The sequence below is a fragment of the Clostridium sp. chh4-2 genome (assembly GCF_002899675.1).
Lineage (GTDB): Bacteria > Bacillota > Clostridia > Lachnospirales > Lachnospiraceae > CHH4-2.
This window is the reverse complement of the sequence record NZ_PKUU01000009.1, coordinates 165730-185580: the sequence shown is the minus strand read 5'-3', so window position 1 is coordinate 185580 and position 19851 is coordinate 165730. Positions and strand designations below refer to the sequence as shown.

The 19851-nt window shown below is 47.0% G+C and carries 18 protein-coding genes; 6 read left to right on the top strand and 12 right to left on the bottom strand.

What is annotated here, in order from left to right:
• The first annotated feature begins 31 nt into the window (after positions 1–31).
• The 4 genes from C0033_RS11930 to C0033_RS11915 all read left to right on the top strand — a co-directional run bounded on the left by C0033_RS11930 (position 32) and on the right by C0033_RS11915 (position 3986).
• Complete coding sequence (locus C0033_RS11930; protein WP_180994694.1) at positions 32–1339, top strand: extracellular solute-binding protein; 1308 nt, start codon at positions 32–34, stop codon at positions 1337–1339.
• A gap of 68 nt (positions 1340–1407) precedes the next feature.
• On the top strand, positions 1408–2304 hold the full coding sequence (locus tag C0033_RS11925; protein WP_103228101.1) for a sugar ABC transporter permease: 897 nt from the start codon (positions 1408–1410) through the stop codon (positions 2302–2304).
• A gap of 6 nt (positions 2305–2310) precedes the next feature.
• Complete coding sequence (locus C0033_RS11920) at positions 2311–3144, top strand: carbohydrate ABC transporter permease (RefSeq protein ID WP_103228134.1); 834 nt, start codon at positions 2311–2313, stop codon at positions 3142–3144.
• A gap of 23 nt (positions 3145–3167) precedes the next feature.
• Positions 3168–3986 carry an MBL fold metallo-hydrolase gene (locus C0033_RS11915; RefSeq protein ID WP_103228100.1) on the top strand — a complete coding sequence of 273 codons (819 nt, stop codon included), beginning with the start codon at positions 3168–3170 and terminating at the stop codon, positions 3984–3986.
• 135 nt (positions 3987–4121) lie between these two features.
• On the opposite strand, the gene C0033_RS11910 is transcribed toward C0033_RS11915, so the two are convergent.
• The 12 genes from C0033_RS11910 to C0033_RS11855 all read right to left on the bottom strand — a co-directional run bounded on the left by C0033_RS11910 (position 4122) and on the right by C0033_RS11855 (position 16972).
• On the bottom strand, positions 4122–5126 hold the full coding sequence (locus tag C0033_RS11910) for a tetratricopeptide repeat protein (RefSeq protein ID WP_103228099.1): 1005 nt from the start codon (positions 5124–5126) through the stop codon (positions 4122–4124).
• The gene (locus C0033_RS11905; RefSeq protein WP_103228098.1) at positions 5123–5926 is read right to left on the bottom strand and encodes an MATE family efflux transporter; all 804 of its coding nucleotides are present in this window, start codon (positions 5924–5926) and stop codon (positions 5123–5125) included. Before C0033_RS11905 ends, C0033_RS11910 begins: the two co-directional genes overlap by 4 nt.
• Before the next feature lie 35 nt (positions 5927–5961).
• Entirely contained in the window at positions 5962–7455 is a 1494-nt protein-coding gene (locus C0033_RS11900) for a DUF2628 domain-containing protein (protein WP_103228097.1), read from the bottom strand.
• Positions 7442–7915: a hypothetical protein gene (locus tag C0033_RS11895; RefSeq protein ID WP_146043760.1), complete on the bottom strand. Its 474-nt coding sequence runs from the start codon at positions 7913–7915 to the stop codon at positions 7442–7444. Before C0033_RS11895 ends, C0033_RS11900 begins: the two co-directional genes overlap by 14 nt.
• A gap of 140 nt (positions 7916–8055) precedes the next feature.
• On the bottom strand, positions 8056–8733 hold the full coding sequence (locus tag C0033_RS11890; protein WP_103228095.1) for a phosphatase PAP2 family protein: 678 nt from the start codon (positions 8731–8733) through the stop codon (positions 8056–8058).
• A 172-nt stretch (positions 8734–8905) separates the two neighbouring features.
• Positions 8906–9097 (bottom strand): helix-turn-helix transcriptional regulator, encoded by a 192-nt coding sequence (locus C0033_RS11885; protein ID WP_103228094.1) that lies wholly within the window; start codon positions 9095–9097, stop codon positions 8906–8908.
• A gap of 15 nt (positions 9098–9112) precedes the next feature.
• A complete protein-coding gene (locus C0033_RS11880) occupies positions 9113–10486 on the bottom strand; it encodes an MATE family efflux transporter (protein ID WP_103228093.1) in 1374 nt (457 codons plus the stop codon).
• A gap of 174 nt (positions 10487–10660) precedes the next feature.
• The gene (locus C0033_RS11875) at positions 10661–11794 is read right to left on the bottom strand and encodes a glycoside hydrolase family 88 protein (protein ID WP_103228092.1); all 1134 of its coding nucleotides are present in this window, start codon (positions 11792–11794) and stop codon (positions 10661–10663) included.
• Complete coding sequence (locus C0033_RS11870; protein WP_180994693.1) at positions 11778–13511, bottom strand: DUF2264 domain-containing protein; 1734 nt, start codon at positions 13509–13511, stop codon at positions 11778–11780. The genes C0033_RS11875 and C0033_RS11870 overlap by 17 nt, the downstream gene beginning before the upstream one ends.
• A gap of 153 nt (positions 13512–13664) precedes the next feature.
• Positions 13665–15047: an ABC transporter substrate-binding protein gene (locus tag C0033_RS11865; RefSeq protein ID WP_103228090.1), complete on the bottom strand. Its 1383-nt coding sequence runs from the start codon at positions 15045–15047 to the stop codon at positions 13665–13667.
• A gap of 156 nt (positions 15048–15203) precedes the next feature.
• Positions 15204–16043, bottom strand: coding sequence for a carbohydrate ABC transporter permease (locus C0033_RS11860; protein WP_180994692.1), 840 nt, complete (start codon positions 16041–16043; stop codon positions 15204–15206).
• Entirely contained in the window at positions 16043–16972 is a 930-nt protein-coding gene (locus C0033_RS11855) for a sugar ABC transporter permease (RefSeq protein ID WP_103228088.1), read from the bottom strand. The genes C0033_RS11860 and C0033_RS11855 overlap by 1 nt, the downstream gene beginning before the upstream one ends.
• A 256-nt stretch (positions 16973–17228) precedes the next feature.
• On the opposite strand from C0033_RS11855, the gene C0033_RS11850 reads away from it, so the two are divergent.
• Both C0033_RS11850 and C0033_RS11845 read left to right on the top strand, forming a co-directional pair.
• The gene (locus tag C0033_RS11850; RefSeq protein WP_103228087.1) at positions 17229–17963 is read left to right on the top strand and encodes a response regulator; all 735 of its coding nucleotides are present in this window, start codon (positions 17229–17231) and stop codon (positions 17961–17963) included.
• A complete protein-coding gene (locus C0033_RS11845; RefSeq protein ID WP_103228086.1) occupies positions 17953–19788 on the top strand; it encodes a sensor histidine kinase in 1836 nt (611 codons plus the stop codon). The genes C0033_RS11850 and C0033_RS11845 overlap by 11 nt, the downstream gene beginning before the upstream one ends.
• The last annotated feature ends 63 nt before the right edge of the window (positions 19789–19851 follow it).

Sequence of the window (19851 nt, the reverse complement as noted above, 5' to 3'; positions counted from 1 at the left end):
CAAACGCAAGAAACACAGGAGGGTAATGATTATGAAATTAAAAAAGATAACCGCTCTGATCGCTGCAGCAGCTCTGGCAGCTTCCATGACAGCCTGCTCGGGAAAAAGCGCCGCACCGGCCCAAAGCCAGGGCGCACAGGGAGAGACAGCCGGGAAATCAGACACACAAACAGCCGCTTCAGGTGAAAAAATCAAATTGGAATACTATTCACACAAATCAGAAACAGAGGCCATCAAAGCCATGGATCTGATTATCGAGGCATACGAAAAGGAACATCCCAATGTGGAGATCACACAGACTTCCGTACCGGATGCAAAAACCGTTCTTCTGACCAGAATCGCTTCCAACGATATGCCGGATATCGTCAGCTTTTCCACCAGCGCCACTTATGACCAGCTGTTTGAAGACGGGCTTTTAACGGATATCACAGGACAGGATTTCTTAGATAATATCAATCCTACAGCAATCGAGATGGCAAAATACGACGGAAAGCTTTACCGTCTCCCCATCGCCCTCAGCTCTTGGGGTATTTACGCCAACAAAGATATGTTTGACCAGAACAACATTGAACTGCCTGCCACCTATGATGAGCTGATGAGTGCCTGCGAAAAGCTTCAGGCGGCCGGAATCACACCTTTTATCAATGAAGATAAGGAAACTTATATGATCGGTCAGCGTATGGAGCGTATGGTAGGAATTATCAATAACGACAGCGATACGGAGTTCAGAAAGATTGCGGCCGGAGAGATGTCTGCCGCCGATTCCGAAACATTAAAAACCTATGCCAAAGGAATTCTGGACATGAAAAAATACGGAGCTCCCGATTCCTTAGGAGTGGACCATCAGTCCGCCATTGCCGATTTTGTCAATGGAAAAGGCGCCATGTATGTCTTCGTAACTTCCGGTTTAGTCAGCATGAAGTCCAGCAATCCCGATATGAATATCGCCATGATTCCTTATCCGGATCCGGCCGGCGTAAACAAAAAAGTGCCGATCAGCATCGATACCAACTTCGCCGTATTTACCAGCTGTAAACATCCGGAAGAAGCCCTCGATTTCCTCCGCTTCCTCTCCACCACGGAAGCAGGACAGATCTATGCCGACAACGAAGGTTCCCCAAATATGGTAAAAGGCGTGAATTACAACGTTCCTGAATTCAAGGCAATTACAGAAAAAATGGATGCGGGCGACATGTTCGAATCCCCGAATGCCATCTGGCCAAGCGGTTTAAGAGAAGATATGCGCACTCCGGCCCAGCAGCTTTTAATGGACGGTGATATCGATACCTTCTTAGAATCCTGTGGGGAAGCTATCACAGCAAAATATAACGAAGAATAATTGTTACGGCGGTGCGCACATCTGTGCACACCGCTTTCTTTATCAAAAATTCTGCAGGAGGAATCATTATGGCATACCAATCCGGGCCGCATATTAGGAAACGGCCAAAAGAAAAGAGCATTACATTTGCCTGCTTTACCATACCAGGCCTGATTCTATACAGCGTATTTTTTATACTCCCCATCGGAATGGGAATTTATTACAGCATGACCAACTGGAACGGCATCAGCCCTCACTTTGACTTTATCGGTCTTAAAAATTACGCGAAGCTGTTTGCCGACAAACGTTTTTTTAAGTCTCTGACATTTAACCTTCAATACAGCATTCTGCTGATCATCGGCATTGTGGGGCTCAGCCTGATTCTGGCCCTTCTGCTCAACAGTAAGATTAAAGGAATCACCACATTCCGGGCATTCTACTTTTTACCGGCCGTATTGAGCGCTATGACGGTAGGGCTTATCTTCAATCAGATTTTCTACCGCATGCTTCCCGTTATCGGAAAATCCTTACATATTGAAGTTTTAAGCACCAATATACTGGCCAACCCCAATCTTGCCATCTACGGAATCCTATTCGTCAATATATGGCAGGGTTCGGCCATCCCTACCGTGTTGTTTTTGGCCGGGCTTCAGACGATTCCCATCGATTTGTATGAAGCCGCCGCCCTTGACGGCGCCAACAGCTGGCACCGGTTTAAGAAGATAACCGTTCCATTTCTCGTACCGGTACTGAGCGTAGTTCTGGTCATGGTCTTAAAAAGCGGAATCATGGTATTTGACTATATTAAGAGCCTTACGGAAGGCGGTCCGGCCGGCAAAACGGAAAGTATTGCCATGCTGATCTACAACCAGGGATTCGTGGAAAACCGTTACAGCTACAGCATTGCGGAAGCAATTATTACCGGTCTGATCATCTGCGCCATTTCGGTCGCACAGATTGCAATATCAAATAAAAAGAAGGTGTGATTGATTATGATACAGAAAAAAACTGCGAAATTTGCCATCTATCTGTTCCTGATTTTGGGCCTGCTGACTATAATGACACCGCTATATATCACAGTGGTAACCACATTTAAGACTGCTTCCGAGAGCACAAAAAGCTTTTTTACATTTCCCGGAAGCTTGTATCTGGACAGTTATAAGGAAATACTGAGAAATCCCAAATTCTACTATGCTCTGAGAAATACATTTGGCATCACCATAACAGCCCTTGCCGGAAATATGCTGATCATGCCGATGATGAGCTACGCGATATCCCGCTCTATGGGAACCAGCAGGATTTACCGCGGCATTTATTACTTTCTTCTTATGGGAATCTTCATCCCGTTTCAGGTCCGCATGATGCCTCTCGTAAAACTTATGAGCGCGCTTCATCTGACCAATGCCTTTGGAGTAGTCGTTTTATATATCGCCTATGCAACATGTGAAAGCGTATTTTTATACGTAGGATTTCTGGCCTCCATACCGACGGAATTGGAAGAAGCCGCTTATATTGACGGGGCTTCCACCATTCAATCCTACCGTTCTGTGGTTTTTCCGCTTTTAAAGCCCATGATGGCAACCGTTCTGATCAGGGAAGGTCTTATGATGTGGAACGATTTCATGATGCCCTTAGTCATGTTAAACCGCAATCCTTCCAGCTGGACCCTCACCATATTCCAATATAATTTCCAGTCGGAATTTAATATTGACTACGGCCTTACTTTTACCTGCTTCGTGCTCTCCAGCCTTCCGATCATCATCTTCTATATCTTCATGCAGAAAAATATCATCGGCGGCATGACAAGCGGCGCAGTCAAACTATAACTTCAAATGAAAGGATAACTGACATGAAAATAAAATATTATGGAACAGGGGCCGCAGAAGGATGGCCCTCTGCCTTCTGTAAATGTCCAGCCTGCCAAAAAGCCAGGGTTTTAGGCGGACGCAACATAAGAACCCGCTCCCAGGCGCTGATCGACGATACGATTTTAGTGGATCTTCCTCCCGATACCGCCTGCCATGAATTCTATCAGGGATTATGCCTTCCCGATATTGAAGAAATGATCGTCACCCATTCTCACGACGATCATTTCTATCCCCAAGAACTGATCAACCGGGCCGAACCGTTTTCCCACGGACTAAGCAGACCCTTGCATATCTACGGCAACGATTCCGTTTTCTCAGCCTACCAACAGGCCGCAAAACAGGATAAACGGCTTTACGATGCCACTTCCTTCCATCAGATTGAACCGTTCATTTCCTTTAAAGCGGCGGACCACATTATAACCGCCCTGCTGGCCAACCATAAAAAAGATGAACGCTGCTACGTTTATCTCGTTGAATTCCAGGGAAAAACCCTGCTCTATGCCAATGATACCGGGCTTTTCCCACAATCCACCTGGGATTATCTGAAAGGAAGACATGTGGATCTGGTCAGCATGGACTGTACCATGGGAAAACACCGGGACGGAAACTACCATATGGGCATTGAAGATGATAAAGAGATGGTGAGCCGTTTAGCCTCGTTTGGCTGTATTGATGACAGCACCATACGGGTTGTCACCCATTTTTCCCATAACGGAGAATTAGTCTATGATGAGATGGCCGAATATGCGGCCCAATACGGTTTTCTTACCGCTTATGACGGTTTTACGGTGGAATTTTAGGAATTCATAACAGATGGTAAAACAGACTGCCAAAAAACAAGGAAGAGGAACTGCCCGCTCCGGCTTCCTCTTCCCTGCTTATTCGTTCCACTCAATTACTCTTTTTAAACTCCGCCTTTTCAGCCTGTTTTATAATTATTCAGAAGCACCGCTGATCATGCTTTCATTGTCATCCACGCCCATTTTCGCATGAATAATCCCGTATTTTCTCCCTTTTATTGCATACTCGCTGTCCTCACCATTTGAATACATGCAGTAAAATTCCCTGCCGCTGTCCGTCGGAATTCTGTCAGGTTTTAAGTCTGTAACCGCATCAGGAATCCCTTCCTTAGAGGTATGATAGGACCGGCTTAGATACGTTTCTCCTCTATAAGTTGAAGTATATAAAGAGGAAATCCTTCCGTCCTCCAGACCGTCCTTCCATGTCCCTTCATCGCTGAATAAATCCTCCGGCACATCCAGACACATGGTCCAGTATTTACCGGCTCCATTTGGATAATCATCCTTCCATTCTCCGTCATAATAGCTGAGAAGCTCTTCTTCATATCCATAGGCGGCCCATATTCCGTGCCCTGAACGCCTGCCGTCTTCCAACGTTCCATAATAACAATGACCGCAGGGATATACCAAAAGATACCGTTCATTGCCCAACGGATATGTAATCACTTCGTCCGCCGACGCCGCCAGCTCCTGATATTCAGTTCCCTTCTGATACTCCCATACCGAGGCCCTGTCTGCCTGAGCCATCACCTCTGCCAGCCGTGTCAATGCCGGAATCTGTTTTATCAGGCGCTCATATTTCTCTTTTGCCTCCATAAGGCGGCTGTCCTGAGTCTGCTCATATCCTTTTTCCAGTGCTGAGACTGCATTTTCATAGCTGCCGGTTCCTGCATATGCTTCCGATAATTTCAGGTAGCTGTCCACATTCTTAGGGTCTATCTCGATTGCCAGGCTAAACGCGATGACCGCTTCTTCATAATTTTGTTCCAGCAGATACCGTTCGCCCAGGCTCATCTGCTCTGCAAATGCTTTTTTTAAACTGTCCGCCTTCACCGTTTTTGCAACGGAAAATACGGCTGCTATGGCAATCAGCAAAATTAAGACTGCCGCCGCAATTTTAGGCATGTTCTTCTTTTTCATATTCTCTCCTCCATTAATCTTCTGATCCTCGCCGCCAGCGGGATCACCATTAAAACCCACACAATCGGTTCCGCCGCGATAATTCCCCAGTATTTCAGAATTTTAGTAAGAATCACCGCCACAGCCACCTTTCCCGCCACAATGAAACTGGACAAAACCGGCGTTGTATGGTCTCCCATTCCCTGCAATGCGTTGCGAAATACGGAAATGGCCGACGGCACAAAATAAAACACGGTATTCACTTTCAAATACATGGACGCCGTATCCAAAACAATCCGGTTATGGGAACCGGTCACCAAATAGATCATCTGAGGCGCCGCCGTATCCCCCACCGCCCGCAGAATCGCCGCGCAGGCGTTATACAGCATGGTCATGATAAGCCCGGCCAAAATAATCCGTATATAAGCCGATGCCTCCCCCATCAGATCATCCGGAACATTTAAAAGCCCTAAAAAGAAGTTCAGACCGCCAATACAGACAACAGTCAGGAAACAGGCGGTAACCGCCCCCAGAAAAAGGCTTCCGGCCGCGTATCTCCTCACTCCTCTTTCCTGCCCCGCTCCAAATTCACGGGCGATTAAAAGGGCGAACCCATTGGTCAGCCCGGACAAAAATCCGATAAACAGCGTGCTGACCGAAGTCGTGGCTCCCACAGCAGCAAGAGCGGCTTCTCCCAGCGTGCTGCCCACTACCCTGGTATCGGCAAGGCTGTAGAATAGCTGGAATAAATTGCCCAGGGCTACCGGCAACGCAAACTGAAGCATCATTTTAGCCGGACTGCCTTTTGTTAAATCTTTCATACTCTATATTTCCTTTATCTTTTTTCCGGCTTCCTTTACCTGAATCCGGCCATAAAAAGCCATACCGCTGTCAGCCGGATCAGCCCCATCAGAAGAATATTGATCATATTAGGGGCAGCATTTTCAAAAAACCTGCTGCGTAATTCTTTGTCATCTTTTGCTTCCCTGTCTTTATGATTCATCTCATCCAGTTTTTTGGTAATGTGCTTCCAATATAATTCATCGGCGTTCATACCGATCCATATAGCGGCTCCTAAGCCGATGATGCCGGGTAAAATCACGGATACAGGCATTCCCCCGTACCTTCCGTAAGCTTCCCACTTTTCATACTGGCGCACCGCTATGGTTCCTAGTGCGCTGTTAATCAAGCAGAATAACATGCCTTTTGCCCACATTCCTTTATAGGCAAACCAATTTTCCCCTAAAAGCATGGCGCATAAATTAAAACGCGCCTTTCCCCCGCAAAGCTTTTGAAATCTGCCAATATAATACTGCTCATTGGGAGCCAGAAAATTCTTAATATCAGCCGCAAGATATCCCCCGGCCGGTTCTTCCGGCACCGGTATGCAATCCGGAACCGAAACCCTTTCGGCCTCATCCTCCGCCGGTTCTCCGGACCGCCGGCTCATCCGGTACACAAAAACGGCATTTCCCAGCCATACGCTGATCAGACAGGCGCTCATGGATGACACCGCCCCTGCGCCCATGCTGTATGCCACAAGAGTCATCGGAAATGCATATACAAGAATCACCGGAACCATGCCGAATACAGCGCTTGCCAGCACAGCGATCGCACACAGCAAAAGAACGCCGACAGCAAGCGGAAGGGGAAAAACCATCCCAAACAGCACTTCCTCAACTCCGTCCATCAGATCAAACTGAGCCACGCATCTTGTATAAACGGCGTTGATCCCCCATATAGCGCCCACAACCGCAATGCGCGCCAGAGTCAGCTCCAGCACATTCCAATAGGTTTTTAAATTTCTCGGCAGATAACACACGGCCATAATGAGCCCGTAAAGGGTACAAAAACAGGCAAAAGAAACAATATACTCTCTTTTCCGTATGAAATACACAGCGCATAAAGCCAGAATAAGAACCGGAAGCCCGTCTTTTATACAGGATTTCCACTCCGCCCCACTGGTTTTACGGATCACCATGCCCTGACGCGTTTGAATGACCGTTTCCCAAAGCCGTATGATTACAGCCGCCGCCAGAAAAAACACAGAAACAGGCATCAGCATAGCATTCATAAGATCCATGATCCCCTGTTCGAAAATGAATCCGAACAGCATAATGCTGACCGCTAAAGAGATGCCATACCGGTTCCAATGAGCCATGATCCGCCAGATCGGGCTTTCATCCCGGCATCCGAGTACGGCTTTTAAAAGAGGGCGCATCCGTGAAAATCCCCCGGAAACTTCTACCATAGCGGTACATATGACAATCATCAAAACACTTGCCAGCGTAAGAGATTCAATGCCGCCAAAGAACTGCCCGCCCAACACGGTCAGGTTATAACTTCCCATCTGCGGCACCTCCCTTTTGAAACAGCAAAACAAGATTTGCCGCACTTTGAATGGCAATACCAACGCCTCCGGCCAAGCCTGCGCAATAGCTGACTGATTTCGGAATATTGAGAGCCGGTGTTATGTAGTTCCGAGCAAGTCCCATCATCGCAACAGACGTTAGAATCAGCGCTGCCGCTGCCAGCAAAAACAGAATCTGAAGGACTAAACTGCACAGAATCCGCCCTTTTGTCATAAGCGCCTTATCCTGCGGCCCGCTGCGCCATACAAGGAACGATATTCCCAGCATAATCATATAGGTCTGTGTGAGCAGCACCATTTCCTCTGCCATGCCGAGTATTCTCCAGTCCCCGGCCGCCCGGACTATTGCCAGGCCGACGAACAATACCAGGCATAAACCGGCGCCCACTCCATATACTTTCCGGACTGCCGCCGCACATCCTGTAATCATTTTTAACATGGATTTACCGCTCCTTCTCTGCCTGAACAAAACAGAATTTTCTTTATTTACGCTAAAATTCTTTTTCATTATAAGCGAAAATAGGATAAAAGAAAAGATATGGCTGCATTTTGCCATACCTTTTCGTGACAGTTCATCCTTCAACGTCTGCCGGAAAGCCCCTGTTTCGTCTTTCTATATTCGGTAACCGAATAATACAGCATAACCAGCGCAGCTCCTAAAAAAATGCCGCCTAAAATATCCGTAAACCAATGAACGCCCGAAAGGAACCGGCCGATTACCACGATGCACAGCATTACAGCCGCAGCCGTTTCCGCACCGTTTCTTACCAAATTGGTCTTAAATCGGTCATGAAACTGCATCATTGCGGTTGCCATAATAAACAATACGGTCATGGTATGAGAGGAAGGATAGGACGCTTCCAGCCCTTCCGGCCCCATGACCGGTCTGTAATTCACGATAAACACTTCAAAAAGGATATAGAACCCTATCACAATCAGATAAAATACTCCCAAAATAATAATATCATCATCGATTTTCCTGATACTCTTTCTCTTGATCCACTGATACAGTCCGAGGAAAGCAAATCCAAGAGCCGTCATAACCGCCGCAGCGCCAAGCCATTCCGTAATCTGATACCAGAACAAATTCACTCCCAAAAAGCCGGATATGAATCCGTTTACGGACGCCAAGCCAACCAACGAAGCTTCCGGCCCGATTGGTTTTACATCAATTGTGCGTACCATTACTGTGAGCACTGCAAACAGGAGAAATAGGACTCCTGATACCATAAAATCTAACTGATTCTTTCTTTTCATCTTTTATCTCCATTCAATCCTTTTGTTTTTACATCTTTTGATAATAAGTGTTCCAAATGCGAAATCGCCTATACCATTTTTCTTTTTTTGAGACGATAAAGCAAGAGCGGAAAGGCCGCACCGGAGGCCTTTCCGCTCTTACCGTCTATGGATTATTATAAGTGAATAAAATTTAATCCGCAGTAAATAGTTCATCAACTGTTGTTTCTAATTCCTTTGCCAGACTAAATGCCAGCGCCAAAGTCGGATCGTATTTATTATTTTCAATCGCATTAACCGTTTGTCGGGAAACGCCGCATTTTTTTGCCAGTTCTTCCTGGGACAGCCCCCGCTGCTTCCGTTTATCTCGTATGATATTTTCCATATCAGCCGCCGTCGTTCATCGCCCGGCCATATCGCTTTTCTGCATCTTCCGAAAGATCCTAGTCAGCATACAAACCGCCGCAATGGATAAAACAAGTTCCGCCGTAAACTGCGCATAGGATAATCCATACAGCGGGAACAGATAATTGAGCACATAGAGCGCCGGAATTTCCAGCAGAATCTTTCGCAAAATCGCAAAGATAAGCGCCGATCTTCCCATCCCAATGGCTTGGAATACGCCCACCGCAATGAAATCCATGCAGAGAAACGGAAGTCCCAGACAAAATCCTCTGAGGAACCTGCTGCCATAAGCAATAATCGATTCATTCTTCATAAATGAGCTGATCAGCCCGCCGGCTCCGATGAAATAAACCAGAGAAATTAAAACCAGCAGCGGAAGCATCGTTTTCATCGTAAAGAAAACCGCTTCCTTCATCCGCTTATGATTCCCGCTTGCGTAGCTGTAACTGATAAGGGGCATAATTCCCTGAGAAAATCCCATTGCCACCTGCATAGGAACCATATTGATTTTCTGCGATATTCCCATTGCCGCCACCGCATCGGCGCCGAAGGAAGAGGTGAAATTGTTTAAAATCGTCATGCCCGTTACATTTAAAAGGTTCTGTATGGCCGCCGGAATGCCGACACCGCACACGCCCAGAACGATCACTTTTTTCAGAGAGAACTTCTTAGGCAGAATGCATACGTTGGTATTTTTCCTTCTCACAAACAGCAGGATAAAGAAATAAACGCACGCCAAACAGTTGGACAGAAATGTGGCCAGCCCGGCTCCTGCCGCCCCCATATTCAGCCCCCAGGGGAGAATAAAAATGGGATCGATGATAATGTTCAGCAGACATCCGCTCATGGTTCCAATGCTGGCATGAAGCGAAGCCCCCTCCGCTCTCACCATATAAGCCATCACCACATTCAGGATAGCCGGAGCCGCTCCAAAACAAACCGTCCACTTTAAATACTCTTCCGTAGCTGTAATCGTATTGGAATCCGCCCCTAAAACTCCCAAAAGAGGCTGTTTGAATACGATACAAAAAACAGAAAGCAATACTCCGCAAAAAAGCGCGCAATAGAATCCAAAAGCAGAGCTCTGCCGCACCGTCTCATATTCCTTGCGCCCCAGCGCCCGGCTCATCATGCTGGAACTGCCCACGCCAAACAGGTTATTGACCGCATTAAACGCCAAAAGCACCGGAGCCGCCAGCGTAACAGCCGCATTCTGCACCGGATTATTCAGCATTCCCACAAAATAAGTATCCGCCAGATTATAAAGCACCATAACAAGGGAACTTAAAACCGTAGGAACCGCTAATTTCATAACCGCCTTCGGCACCGGCATCTGTTCAAATAAAACTATTCTCTGATCATCTAACATACTAACCGCCTCTTTATCTTTTCTCCGTAAATACACCCTTTTAGCCTATCACATTGGAGAAAAGAATACAAGACGTATCAATTACAGCGTTTTCTCAATTGAAGAAACCGATGCTGCTCACAGCCCCGGTGAACTCTGCCGTCAGTCCCTCAGTAGATTAAACAGTTAATCCCATCACCAGATCAAAAAATCCCTGTCCAAAAGCCGCAAAATCCCTTCCGTCAGAAAATAATCCCCATAGATAATCGGCACCTGCCTGTCCGATTCCCTGTCATACCGGGCCGATCCATGGGACAGGATGGAATCCGTTTCCGGTTCCCACCGGCAGAACCGATCCGCAGCCGCCTTTAAGCAGCGGACAGCCGACTTCACATACAGCTCCTTTTCTAACGGCCCCACATGTTCGGAAAGCTCCAAAAGGCCGCATGCGCCGCACACCCCGGCCGTTGTGTCATAATAAACCGGCTGGGCCGGAGCTCTGAAATCAATCAGGGGTATATAATCACTGAGCGCCAGATTCGCACAGAAATAATGGGCCGTGCGCTTGGCCGCATCCAGATAAGCCTGATTTTTGGTATACCGATACCCTAAGGACAGCCCATAAATGGCCCAGGACTGCCCCCGGCTCCAGGAAGAACCGCTTTCATATCCCTGTCCTCCCGGATTTCCTTTATACTCCCCCGTAACCGCGTCGAATTCAACCATATGGTTGCAGGAACCGTCCGCCCTGCATATGTAGTTCAGCGCCATTTCCGTATGATTGACCGCGATCTGCCGGTAAGCGCTGTCATGGAGTTCCTCTGATGCCCAGTATAACAGTGGCAGGTTCATCAGACAGTCCACGATCGCAATCCCCTCTCTGGGGCCGTTCCAGGCCTTAATAAACCTTCCATTTGGATTATAACGCCCTGCCAGGATTCCCGCCGCATGAAGGCCCCTTGTCCGGGATTTCTCATTTCCGGTAAGGCGGTAATCCGCCACAGCCGTATGCAGCCAGAGAAATCCCAAGTCATGATCCAGCCTGGTGTATTCCTCAAATGCCCCGTCCAGCCGTTCTTCAATCCCAACGGCGGCATTTTTATAACATTCGTTTCCCGTCGCATGGTACATCTGCCACTGCATTCCGCTGTAAAACCCGTTGGTCCAGGCTGTCAGTTCCTTCTTTCCCATATCCTCATATCTGCCGTTTACCGGAACGTAGGGCATCATGGAGCCCAGACGGGCGCACTCCGCTTCCAGCTTTTTCTCCAGCTTCTCCCATACGTCTTCCGCCCATCTGCGGGTTTCTTCATCAATTCCGTAACGCATAGCAGTTTCCACCTCCGATCACGATCTCCCGGTCTGTAAATTCCGTTTCCACCAATGTTTCCAGTTCCGTTGTTCCCGGCACGATATCAAGCTGAACAGCCGGAATGAAGACGTTGGGGAAAATAAGGTTCAAATTGGGCAGAGCGGCTATGACCACTCCCTGTCCCTGACTGCTCTCTACCCGGCTCATCCCGTTCTCATCCGAGACCTCAGCTCTTTTTTGTTCCGTTTTCCGCTCAGTCTCCTCCATACAGTTAGGATAGGAAAAACCGCAGTCATACGCCGTACAGTTCAGGCTGCTGGTGATCCTGTGTCTCCGTTTGTGCCCATTTTTCACAGGAGTAATCCACGTTTCTACCTGTATTCCCTCCACCGGGCTCCATCTGGAATACACCAGATTCTCCGACACGGAATATTCCTCACACGTTCTTCTGATATAGATCATGCCGTGCACATCAAAAGCCAGCATGCTGTCGGTTCCCGCCTGTTCTAACTGATGACAGGAACGGGAAACGCAGAATCCGAACACAGAGGAATAAGCGAATTTGGCATATTTTTCCGCTGCACAAGGGTGTTCCATGACCGGATATTGCCCGGCAGTCAGAGCGGTCACTTCATGTTTTCTATGGCAGAGCAGCATATCGCATTCCTCCACCGCCCGGACTTTTTCCAGTTCCGGAAGTTCCCGGCTCTCTGCCAGCCAGAACGGATGGTCATCCGGCAGTGCCAAACACACAAAGGTTTTAAACGCCCAGTACGGGGAACCCGTCGCATTATAGCTCTCCGACATCAGCAGATTGGGATAAGTATACCCTACCGTGAGCACCCCGCCATTGTCAAAAACAGGCTGTTTCATCCAATAATCCATATGGCGTTCAATGATTCCCTTAATGACTCCCCAGGAAAAGCACTCCACCCCGGCCAGCGCACATGCGCTGAAAAAAGCCGCCTGGGCAAACCGATAGGTCAGGGAACGGCCAAACGGAAGCGCCTTCCCTTCATCATCGAACCAATATATGAATGTTTTCGCAAATACCCCGGCTCTCTTTTTAAAACGTTCTGCCGTTTCCGGGTCTTCCTTTTCCATAAATTTCGCATACAGCAGACAGTAAAAATGAATGCCAAAAGACGTATAATAATCCTTTTGTGGCCTGAGTCCGTCAGAATACCATCCGTTTCCCAGGTAAAAAGACTCATACCGGTCCATGGCGTCTTTTACCTGTTCCCTGCTCCATTTTTTACCCACGCTTTTCAAAGCCAGATTGGTGATCACTTTAAAATACTGCCAGTTGTTATCCGCCTGGGTATACAGATTGATCTGATACAGCCAGTCCGCCAGCTGTCCCTTCTCTTTTTCACCCAAAGGCTCCCACAGCTTTTCCGGCACCATCAGGATTCCGTAACTGATCGCCGCCATTTCCACCATTCTCTGATCTTTATCGTGCAGATCGCCCCAATATTCAGGGGACATCGGATCGGTTCCCGATGAAAGCCCTTTTTGATACACCTTCAAAAGGCTTTCATCCTCTCCGCCGCCTGCCCAGTAGGAAACCATTCCCCATAAAACGCGGGAAAACCCTTCCATTCCGGCGATCCGGTTTCCGTATCCGGCGGCGGCGGCCCCCAGCGAGAGGCCGGCACAGCCTTCGCTGTAGCGGCTTTTTAACGGTTCCACCATAGATAAAAGCAGTTCCTGATAATATGCTTTGTTCCTCATATCGTTCTCCATTCTGTTTTAAATTTAAAAGAGGATGATGTAATATGCAGCCGTTTCACAATGGCCTTACAGAACAGCCCGGACACTTTTGTTCCGTCTGCGATTCCATACGCATTTACAACATCCTCTTCAATTACGGTTCCTGTTTACATCTTACTTTGTTTTTAACTCGTCCAGAATCTCCTGATACTGTTCAACCAGTTCTTTTGCCGCTTCCTCCGGAGTGATATCTCCGTAAACAACTTCCTGGATCAGGTCTTTGCGGATCACTTCCAGTTCCGTATTGCCGCTGATCATGTTGTTGGTATAAGAATTCGGCTCGGAAAGCTCAACGCCTTTTTTCTGGATTTCACTCACAACTCCAGCTGCGATCAGGATATCGTCGGACTGCTTGGTCGGGCAGTATCCCACATCTGTTTTGCAAAGCGCAATGGCTTCCGGATCATTCATGAGGAAGTCCAGAAATTTGGCCGCCTCTTCTTTGTTTGCGGAATTGTCATTGATGGCAAATCCTCTGTCTCCGCTGTAGGCAACGCCGCTGCATTGTGCGTCTTTAATGACCGGCATGGGAATTACGTCTAACGGACTGTCGATGGAAGCGATATATTTCGGCGCGCTTCCGGTATAGTCCACGATCATGCCGATATTTCCGTTGATCCATTTGTTATTCTGGTCCGCCTGTCCGGCAAAAGTAGCCGCTTCTCCAAATGGTTCCAGCGTATTGGTTTCATACAATTCGATCACGTTCTGGAACGCTTCTTTTGCGTCCTCTTCCGTAAAGTTCATGGCATAAGTCTCTTCATCCACCAACGGTTTTCCGGTCTTCTGAGCCAGGTAAGGCTGAACGAATAAACGGTTCAGCATATCCGCATCGGCTGTCATCAGATAGGCGTCCTCATTCTGCTCATGGATGGATTTTCCCAGCTCTTTGATCTCATCCCATGTATAATTCTTAGTCAAATCAATTCCATAAGTCTTAGCAAAATCCGTATTCACATAGGTAACGGAACCGCCTACCGTACAAGGGAACACATTAGGCTCTCCGTTGTAAGTGCCTGCAATCTCCAGCAAACGGTCCTTCAATGTGGTCAGATCCACAGGAAGAGTGGAAAGATCGGCCAGGTAATGCTTTGCGCCCTGAATGTCCGGCAGCCATTCCTTGCTCAGCTGGATCACGTCAGGTGCGGTGTTACTGGAAAGAGTTGTCATAATTTTTTCATAGTATCCGTCGTATCCCTGATACTCGGCTTCTACCTTCACATTGGGGTTCTTTTTCTCATAGGCTTCGATTACTGCCAGCAAAGCCTGATGCCTGCTGTCGCTTCCCCACCAGGAAAAACGGAGCGTTACCGGCTCTCCTGAAGCCGCTTTTGTATCGGCCGCCGTATCAGAAGCTTCCGCGCCGGAACTGCTCTGCGCCGCAGCCGTCGTATCAGCCGCCTTATTATCCGTTTTCGAACCGCAGCCCATCAGGGTTACTGCCGCTACAGATGCTGCCATAAACAGGGAAATGCTCTTTTTCAATTGCTTTTTCATGAAATACTTCCTCCTACCTTCTTTTTGTTTTGCATAACATTTTATAATTGTATTTTACCATAGACATGGATTTTCAAGCCCCTTCTCAGATTACAGGTTCCTATCTTCAGATTCTATCTTCATTTTATCCGTCTATCATTTTTTTATCTTTTTGTTTTATCCTTTTATACCCCCGGCCGTAATTCCTTCCACAAAATATTTCTGCGCGAAGAAATAAAGCAGAATCGGCGGAATTAAGGAGATAAACGACATCGCCAATATCTGATTCCACGGGGTAGAAGCCCCCTGGCTGTCAATGGACATCTTTAACGCCAGAGACAATGTATAATTTTTCACGCTGCTTATGTAAACTAAATTATTGAAGTAGTCGTTCCATCTCCAAAGAGTCTGGAAAATGACAACGGAAAAGATGGACGGCTTCATAAGCGGAGCCAGTATTTTCACATAAACCATAAATGGGTTGCATCCGTCCATATAGGCCGACTCATCCAATTCTCTGGGAATTCCCCTTAAAAACTGTATCTGCATAAATATCAGGAACGGATAACAGGCCAGCACCGCCGGAACCCAGAACGGCAGATACGTATCAATCCAGCCGAATTTATTGAACACCACATACCTTGGAATCATGATAACCGCATCCGGCAGCATCAGGGTGGAAATCATCAGCATAAACAGTATCTTTTTCATCGGAAAACGGAATCTGGCAAACCCATAGGCCACAATTCCGGTGGATACGGCGGTAAATAACACGGTTGGAACCACCAGTTTAAAGGTATTTCCATAAAATGTCCAGTAGGAAAACTGGCCGCTTCCCTTCCATCCCTCTTTATAGGCCAGAAAAGAAAAATGTTCCGGCAGCAGCGTCATCTTTCCAAACAGCTCTTTGTTCTCCTTAAATGTGGCAAAAAACAGCCAGAGCAGCGGATAGATCATCACAATGCCCACAAAAATTAATATCACATATGCCGTAATATGGTTCTTCTTCATTTTCATCAGTCCATTCCTCCGTCATTATAGAATACCCACGCGCTCGATGAGCGGAATACCAGGAGAGTTATCAAAAGAATTGCCACGAACATCACCCATGAGGATGCGGACGCATATCCCATCTTCAGGTTTTTAAATGCATCTTCATAGATTTTCACGCCCATCAGGTAGGTTCCATGGTTAGGCCCGCCGTTGGTAATGATAAATGCGGATGTAAATTCCTGAAGCGCATGGATGATCTGCATGATCAGGTTAAAGAATACAACCGGGGTCAGCATGGGAAATGTAATATTCCAAAACTGAACCCATTTATTCGCCCCGTCCACCGAAGCGGCCTCATACAGTTCCGTAGGCACATTTTTAAGCCCTGCCAGGAATAAAACCATGGATGATCCAAACTGCCAAATCACCAGAAGGCTGATTGTTACCAGCGCAATATCAGGATCACCCAGCCAGTCAATTGCAGGAATATGCAGCACGCCCAGCATCTTATTCAGCATCCCGTCCTTCATAAACATGAATCTCCACAAAATCGAGATGGCAACGCTTCCGCCCATAATGGACGGCAGATAATAAACGGTACGGAACAGGTTGATCCCTTTTAAACGCATATTCAAAATCATAGCCACAATTAAAGCCATAATTAACTTCATCGGAACCGACATAAGCGCATATTTAAATGTCAGCAAAAATGACTTCACAAAATACTTATCCTTCGTAAACAGTTTGACGTAATTATCCAGTCCCACCCATTTTCCCTCCGACAATATGGAGAAATCCGTAAATGAGTAATACAGGGACATAAGCAGCGGATAAGCCTGCAGCACACAAAATCCAATTAACCAGGGCAGAATAAACAGTACCCCCCATTTCCAGTTTTTCGGATATCTTCTCACGACGGCCCCTCCCGCCGTTTTTGCTTTTAACAGTGACATAGATCCTTTCCTCCTTCGCTCATTTTCCATTCCTGTTGAATTGCAGCTCATTGACTGTATTCTATCACGCCGGGCTTTTTATGCGCCCTTGTGCCCGTTATGACCGTCTATCATTTCAATCTATCTTTATTTTATGGGGCTATCATTATTTTAGAGAAACAGGCTTTGGAGGCGATCCGTTTGACTGTGAAACTTCACCATGATATAATTTTTTCGTATTGATGAGTTGGTATGATCCGTTTGGGGAGGAAATGACATGTATGAACTACTGATTGTAGACGATGAGGCAAGTTCCCGCAATATTTTAGCGTCCTGTTTCCCATGGAATGAACAGGGCTTTCACGTTTGCGGGGAAAAAGACAGCGGGCAGGAAGCCCTGGATTTCTTAAAAGACAACACGGTCCACGTGATTCTGACCGATATCAGCATGCCCGGCATGGATGGAATCGGGCTGGCTAAAGCTGTTTCCGAACTGCAGGGCGCAAAGCCCATGGTGGTATTTCTCAGCGCCTACGATAATTTTAAATACGCGCAGAATGCGATCCGTTACGGTGTCCGCTATTATGTGCTCAAACCCACCAATTTTTCTGAACTGAAAGAGATATTCGGCACCATCAAACAGGAGCTGGACTTAAAATACAACGTAAATCCGGACGAAAACCAGAACCATTCTTCTGACGAAATCATTCAAAAGGTGTTAAACTACTGCAGTCAGAATTACAGGGAAGGTTCTCTGTCGGCCCTGGCGGAATCCTTATACCTGAATCCCTCCTATCTCAGCCAGCTGATCAAGCAAAAGACGTCCCAAACCTTTTCCGATCTGCTCAATGAGGCCAGGATGAAACAGGCCGCCCTTTTCTTAAAGGACCCGGATACCAAGATTTACAACATCAGCAATATGATCGGTTATGTGAATCCCAATAATTTTGCAAGAGCCTTTAAGGCCTACTGGGGCCTCACCCCCACGGAATATAGAAATCATGAAAAATAACGTACTTTTTGAAGATCTGAATAAAAAATACCATTCCACAAGCATCCGTTTTTTCGTCCGCAGCCTGGTGGTCAACAGCCTTTTGATGCTGATTCCCCTTTTAATCATCGGCCTGTACACCATCTTTCGGACCACCAATGAAAGCACCCGGGAAGCCGAGAAAAAGGCTTCCCTGATATTAAATCAGGCTGACGACATCATGGAGACCTTTTATACCCATGTGGACAACGCCTATCTCTTTTTCGCCTCCAATCCCAGAGTAACCCTCCAGCTGAAAAATGCGTTTGAAGAGCCGTCTCTCACCCTGGATTCCCTTAAATCCGTGGAGAATATCTCTTTAAACTTCCAGAACCTGATCTATACGGACGACTATTTGAGAAATATCTATGTCTATTATAAAAATGACTACAGCCGCATTTTCGTCCCGTTAAGTTCCAAACTGATCTCCTTTCCTCCCGACAGCGAGGATGAAGTTCTGGCCTCCTATAATCATGCCGGAACAGAGGACGTGTGGATGGATCTTTCCGACGAACCGCTATTGTATACAGAATACCGCACTCCCAGCCTTCTGATTTACAGAAAGCTGTACCGGAGAACAACGGATATTCAAAACGGCCTGGTCATATTCAGCTTCAGCGCCGACAAATTAAAAAATGAACTGAAAACCATGCTGGAATACGAGGATCAGCAGCTCTTCCTGATCGACTCCGCCGGACAGCTCGTGTGGCCCTCCTCCGATGATATTCCATCAGACAGCCTGCTGTCCCTCTCCGAACAGATGGCCTCCGCCGCCGGGGATTCCGCCGCCGAAACCATAAACCGGGATTACAAATCCTACACGGCAACTTATCTGCATTCCCCCAGGTCCTATGGTTTTTCCTATATCCTGCTGACCCCTAAGGACAAGATCTACAAAACCGCCATAAGCTTAACCAGCATGTACATCTTCATGACCCTGGCCTCAATCCTGGCCGCCTGCGTCACCGCATTCTTTAAAACCCAGCACGACTACAAATATCTGGGCAAAATAATCGATGTATTCAGCACCCCGGACGCTGCCGCGGCCATGACGGAACCTTCCAAAAAAGGAAGCTCCAGCCCGTTTGAATATATCCTTATGAATGTGATCCATCTGTTCATCGAACAGGATTACCTGAAAGTACAGGATTCAGAAAAAGCCGCCAAACTTCAATTGTCAAAAATGCAGGCCTTACAGCACCAGATCAACCCGCATTTTCTGCACAATACGTTAAATAACATCTATTGGGAATCCGTAAAGCTGACCGGATCGGAAAATAAATGCAGCCAGATGATCTCATACCTTTCCGCCATCATGCGCTATTCCCTCAGCGATCCACAGGAAAATGTAAAGATCCAGGACGAAATCAATTATCTGAAGAAATACCTGGAAATCATGAAGCTCCGGTATACGGACAAATTCCGGGTGGAATTCTGCGTCCAGCCGGACTGCTCCATCTATCCGGTGAAAAAGATGCTTTTGCAGCCGCTGGTGGAAAATGCGATTTATCATGGGATTAAAGAAAAGAACGGAAAAGGGCTGATACGGATTTTTGTGCATGCGAAGAAAGGCCGGATCTATTTCAGCATTTATGATACCGGGAATGGAATTTTGCCTGATAAGCTGGAATTAATAAGAAGGGATTTAAGAGAAACGAGTCAGACCGGCAATCAGCATATCGGATTGGTGAACACGAATTCCAGGCTGATTTTGTCTTATGGGGCGGAATCCGGACTGCATATTAACAGCTGTTATGGGATGTTTACTGTGATTTGGTTTTCAATTCCGGCTGATTCTTTAACATAAAAAAAGCCGCTGCCCAAAAGGCAGCAGCTTTTTTTACATTTACATTGCACAATAAATCATAGG

Bases quoted from the DNA above. Each gene is read 5' to 3' on its own strand.
- C0033_RS11865 (WP_103228090.1), bottom strand. From the start codon at position 15,047: ATGAAAAAGCAATTGAAAAAGAGCATTTCCCTGTTTATGGCAGCATCT.
- C0033_RS11880 (WP_103228093.1), bottom strand. From the start codon at position 10,486: ATGTTAGATGATCAGAGAATAGTTTTATTTGAACAGATGCCGGTGCCG.
- C0033_RS11855 (WP_103228088.1), bottom strand. From the start codon at position 16,972: ATGTCACTGTTAAAAGCAAAAACGGCGGGAGGGGCCGTCGTGAGAAGA.
- C0033_RS11905 (WP_103228098.1), bottom strand. From the start codon at position 5,926: ATGAAAGATTTAACAAAAGGCAGTCCGGCTAAAATGATGCTTCAGTTT.
- C0033_RS11870 (WP_180994693.1), bottom strand. From the start codon at position 13,511: ATGAGGAACAAAGCATATTATCAGGAACTGCTTTTATCTATGGTGGAA.
- C0033_RS11915 (WP_103228100.1), top strand. From the start codon at position 3,168: ATGAAAATAAAATATTATGGAACAGGGGCCGCAGAAGGATGGCCCTCT.
- C0033_RS11910 (WP_103228099.1), bottom strand. From the start codon at position 5,126: ATGAAAAAGAAGAACATGCCTAAAATTGCGGCGGCAGTCTTAATTTTG.
- C0033_RS11850 (WP_103228087.1), top strand. From the start codon at position 17,229: ATGTATGAACTACTGATTGTAGACGATGAGGCAAGTTCCCGCAATATT.
- C0033_RS11860 (WP_180994692.1), bottom strand. From the start codon at position 16,043: ATGAAAATGAAGAAGAACCATATTACGGCATATGTGATATTAATTTTT.
- C0033_RS11885 (WP_103228094.1), bottom strand. From the start codon at position 9,097: ATGGAAAATATCATACGAGATAAACGGAAGCAGCGGGGGCTGTCCCAG.
- C0033_RS11890 (WP_103228095.1), bottom strand. From the start codon at position 8,733: ATGAAAAGAAAGAATCAGTTAGATTTTATGGTATCAGGAGTCCTATTT.
- C0033_RS11930 (WP_180994694.1), top strand. From the start codon at position 32: ATGAAATTAAAAAAGATAACCGCTCTGATCGCTGCAGCAGCTCTGGCA.
- C0033_RS11875 (WP_103228092.1), bottom strand. From the start codon at position 11,794: ATGCGTTACGGAATTGATGAAGAAACCCGCAGATGGGCGGAAGACGTA.
- C0033_RS11925 (WP_103228101.1), top strand. From the start codon at position 1,408: ATGGCATACCAATCCGGGCCGCATATTAGGAAACGGCCAAAAGAAAAG.
- C0033_RS11920 (WP_103228134.1), top strand. From the start codon at position 2,311: ATGATACAGAAAAAAACTGCGAAATTTGCCATCTATCTGTTCCTGATT.
- C0033_RS11900 (WP_103228097.1), bottom strand. From the start codon at position 7,455: ATGGGAAGTTATAACCTGACCGTGTTGGGCGGGCAGTTCTTTGGCGGC.
- C0033_RS11845 (WP_103228086.1), top strand. From the start codon at position 17,953: ATGAAAAATAACGTACTTTTTGAAGATCTGAATAAAAAATACCATTCC.
- C0033_RS11895 (WP_146043760.1), bottom strand. From the start codon at position 7,915: ATGTTAAAAATGATTACAGGATGTGCGGCGGCAGTCCGGAAAGTATAT.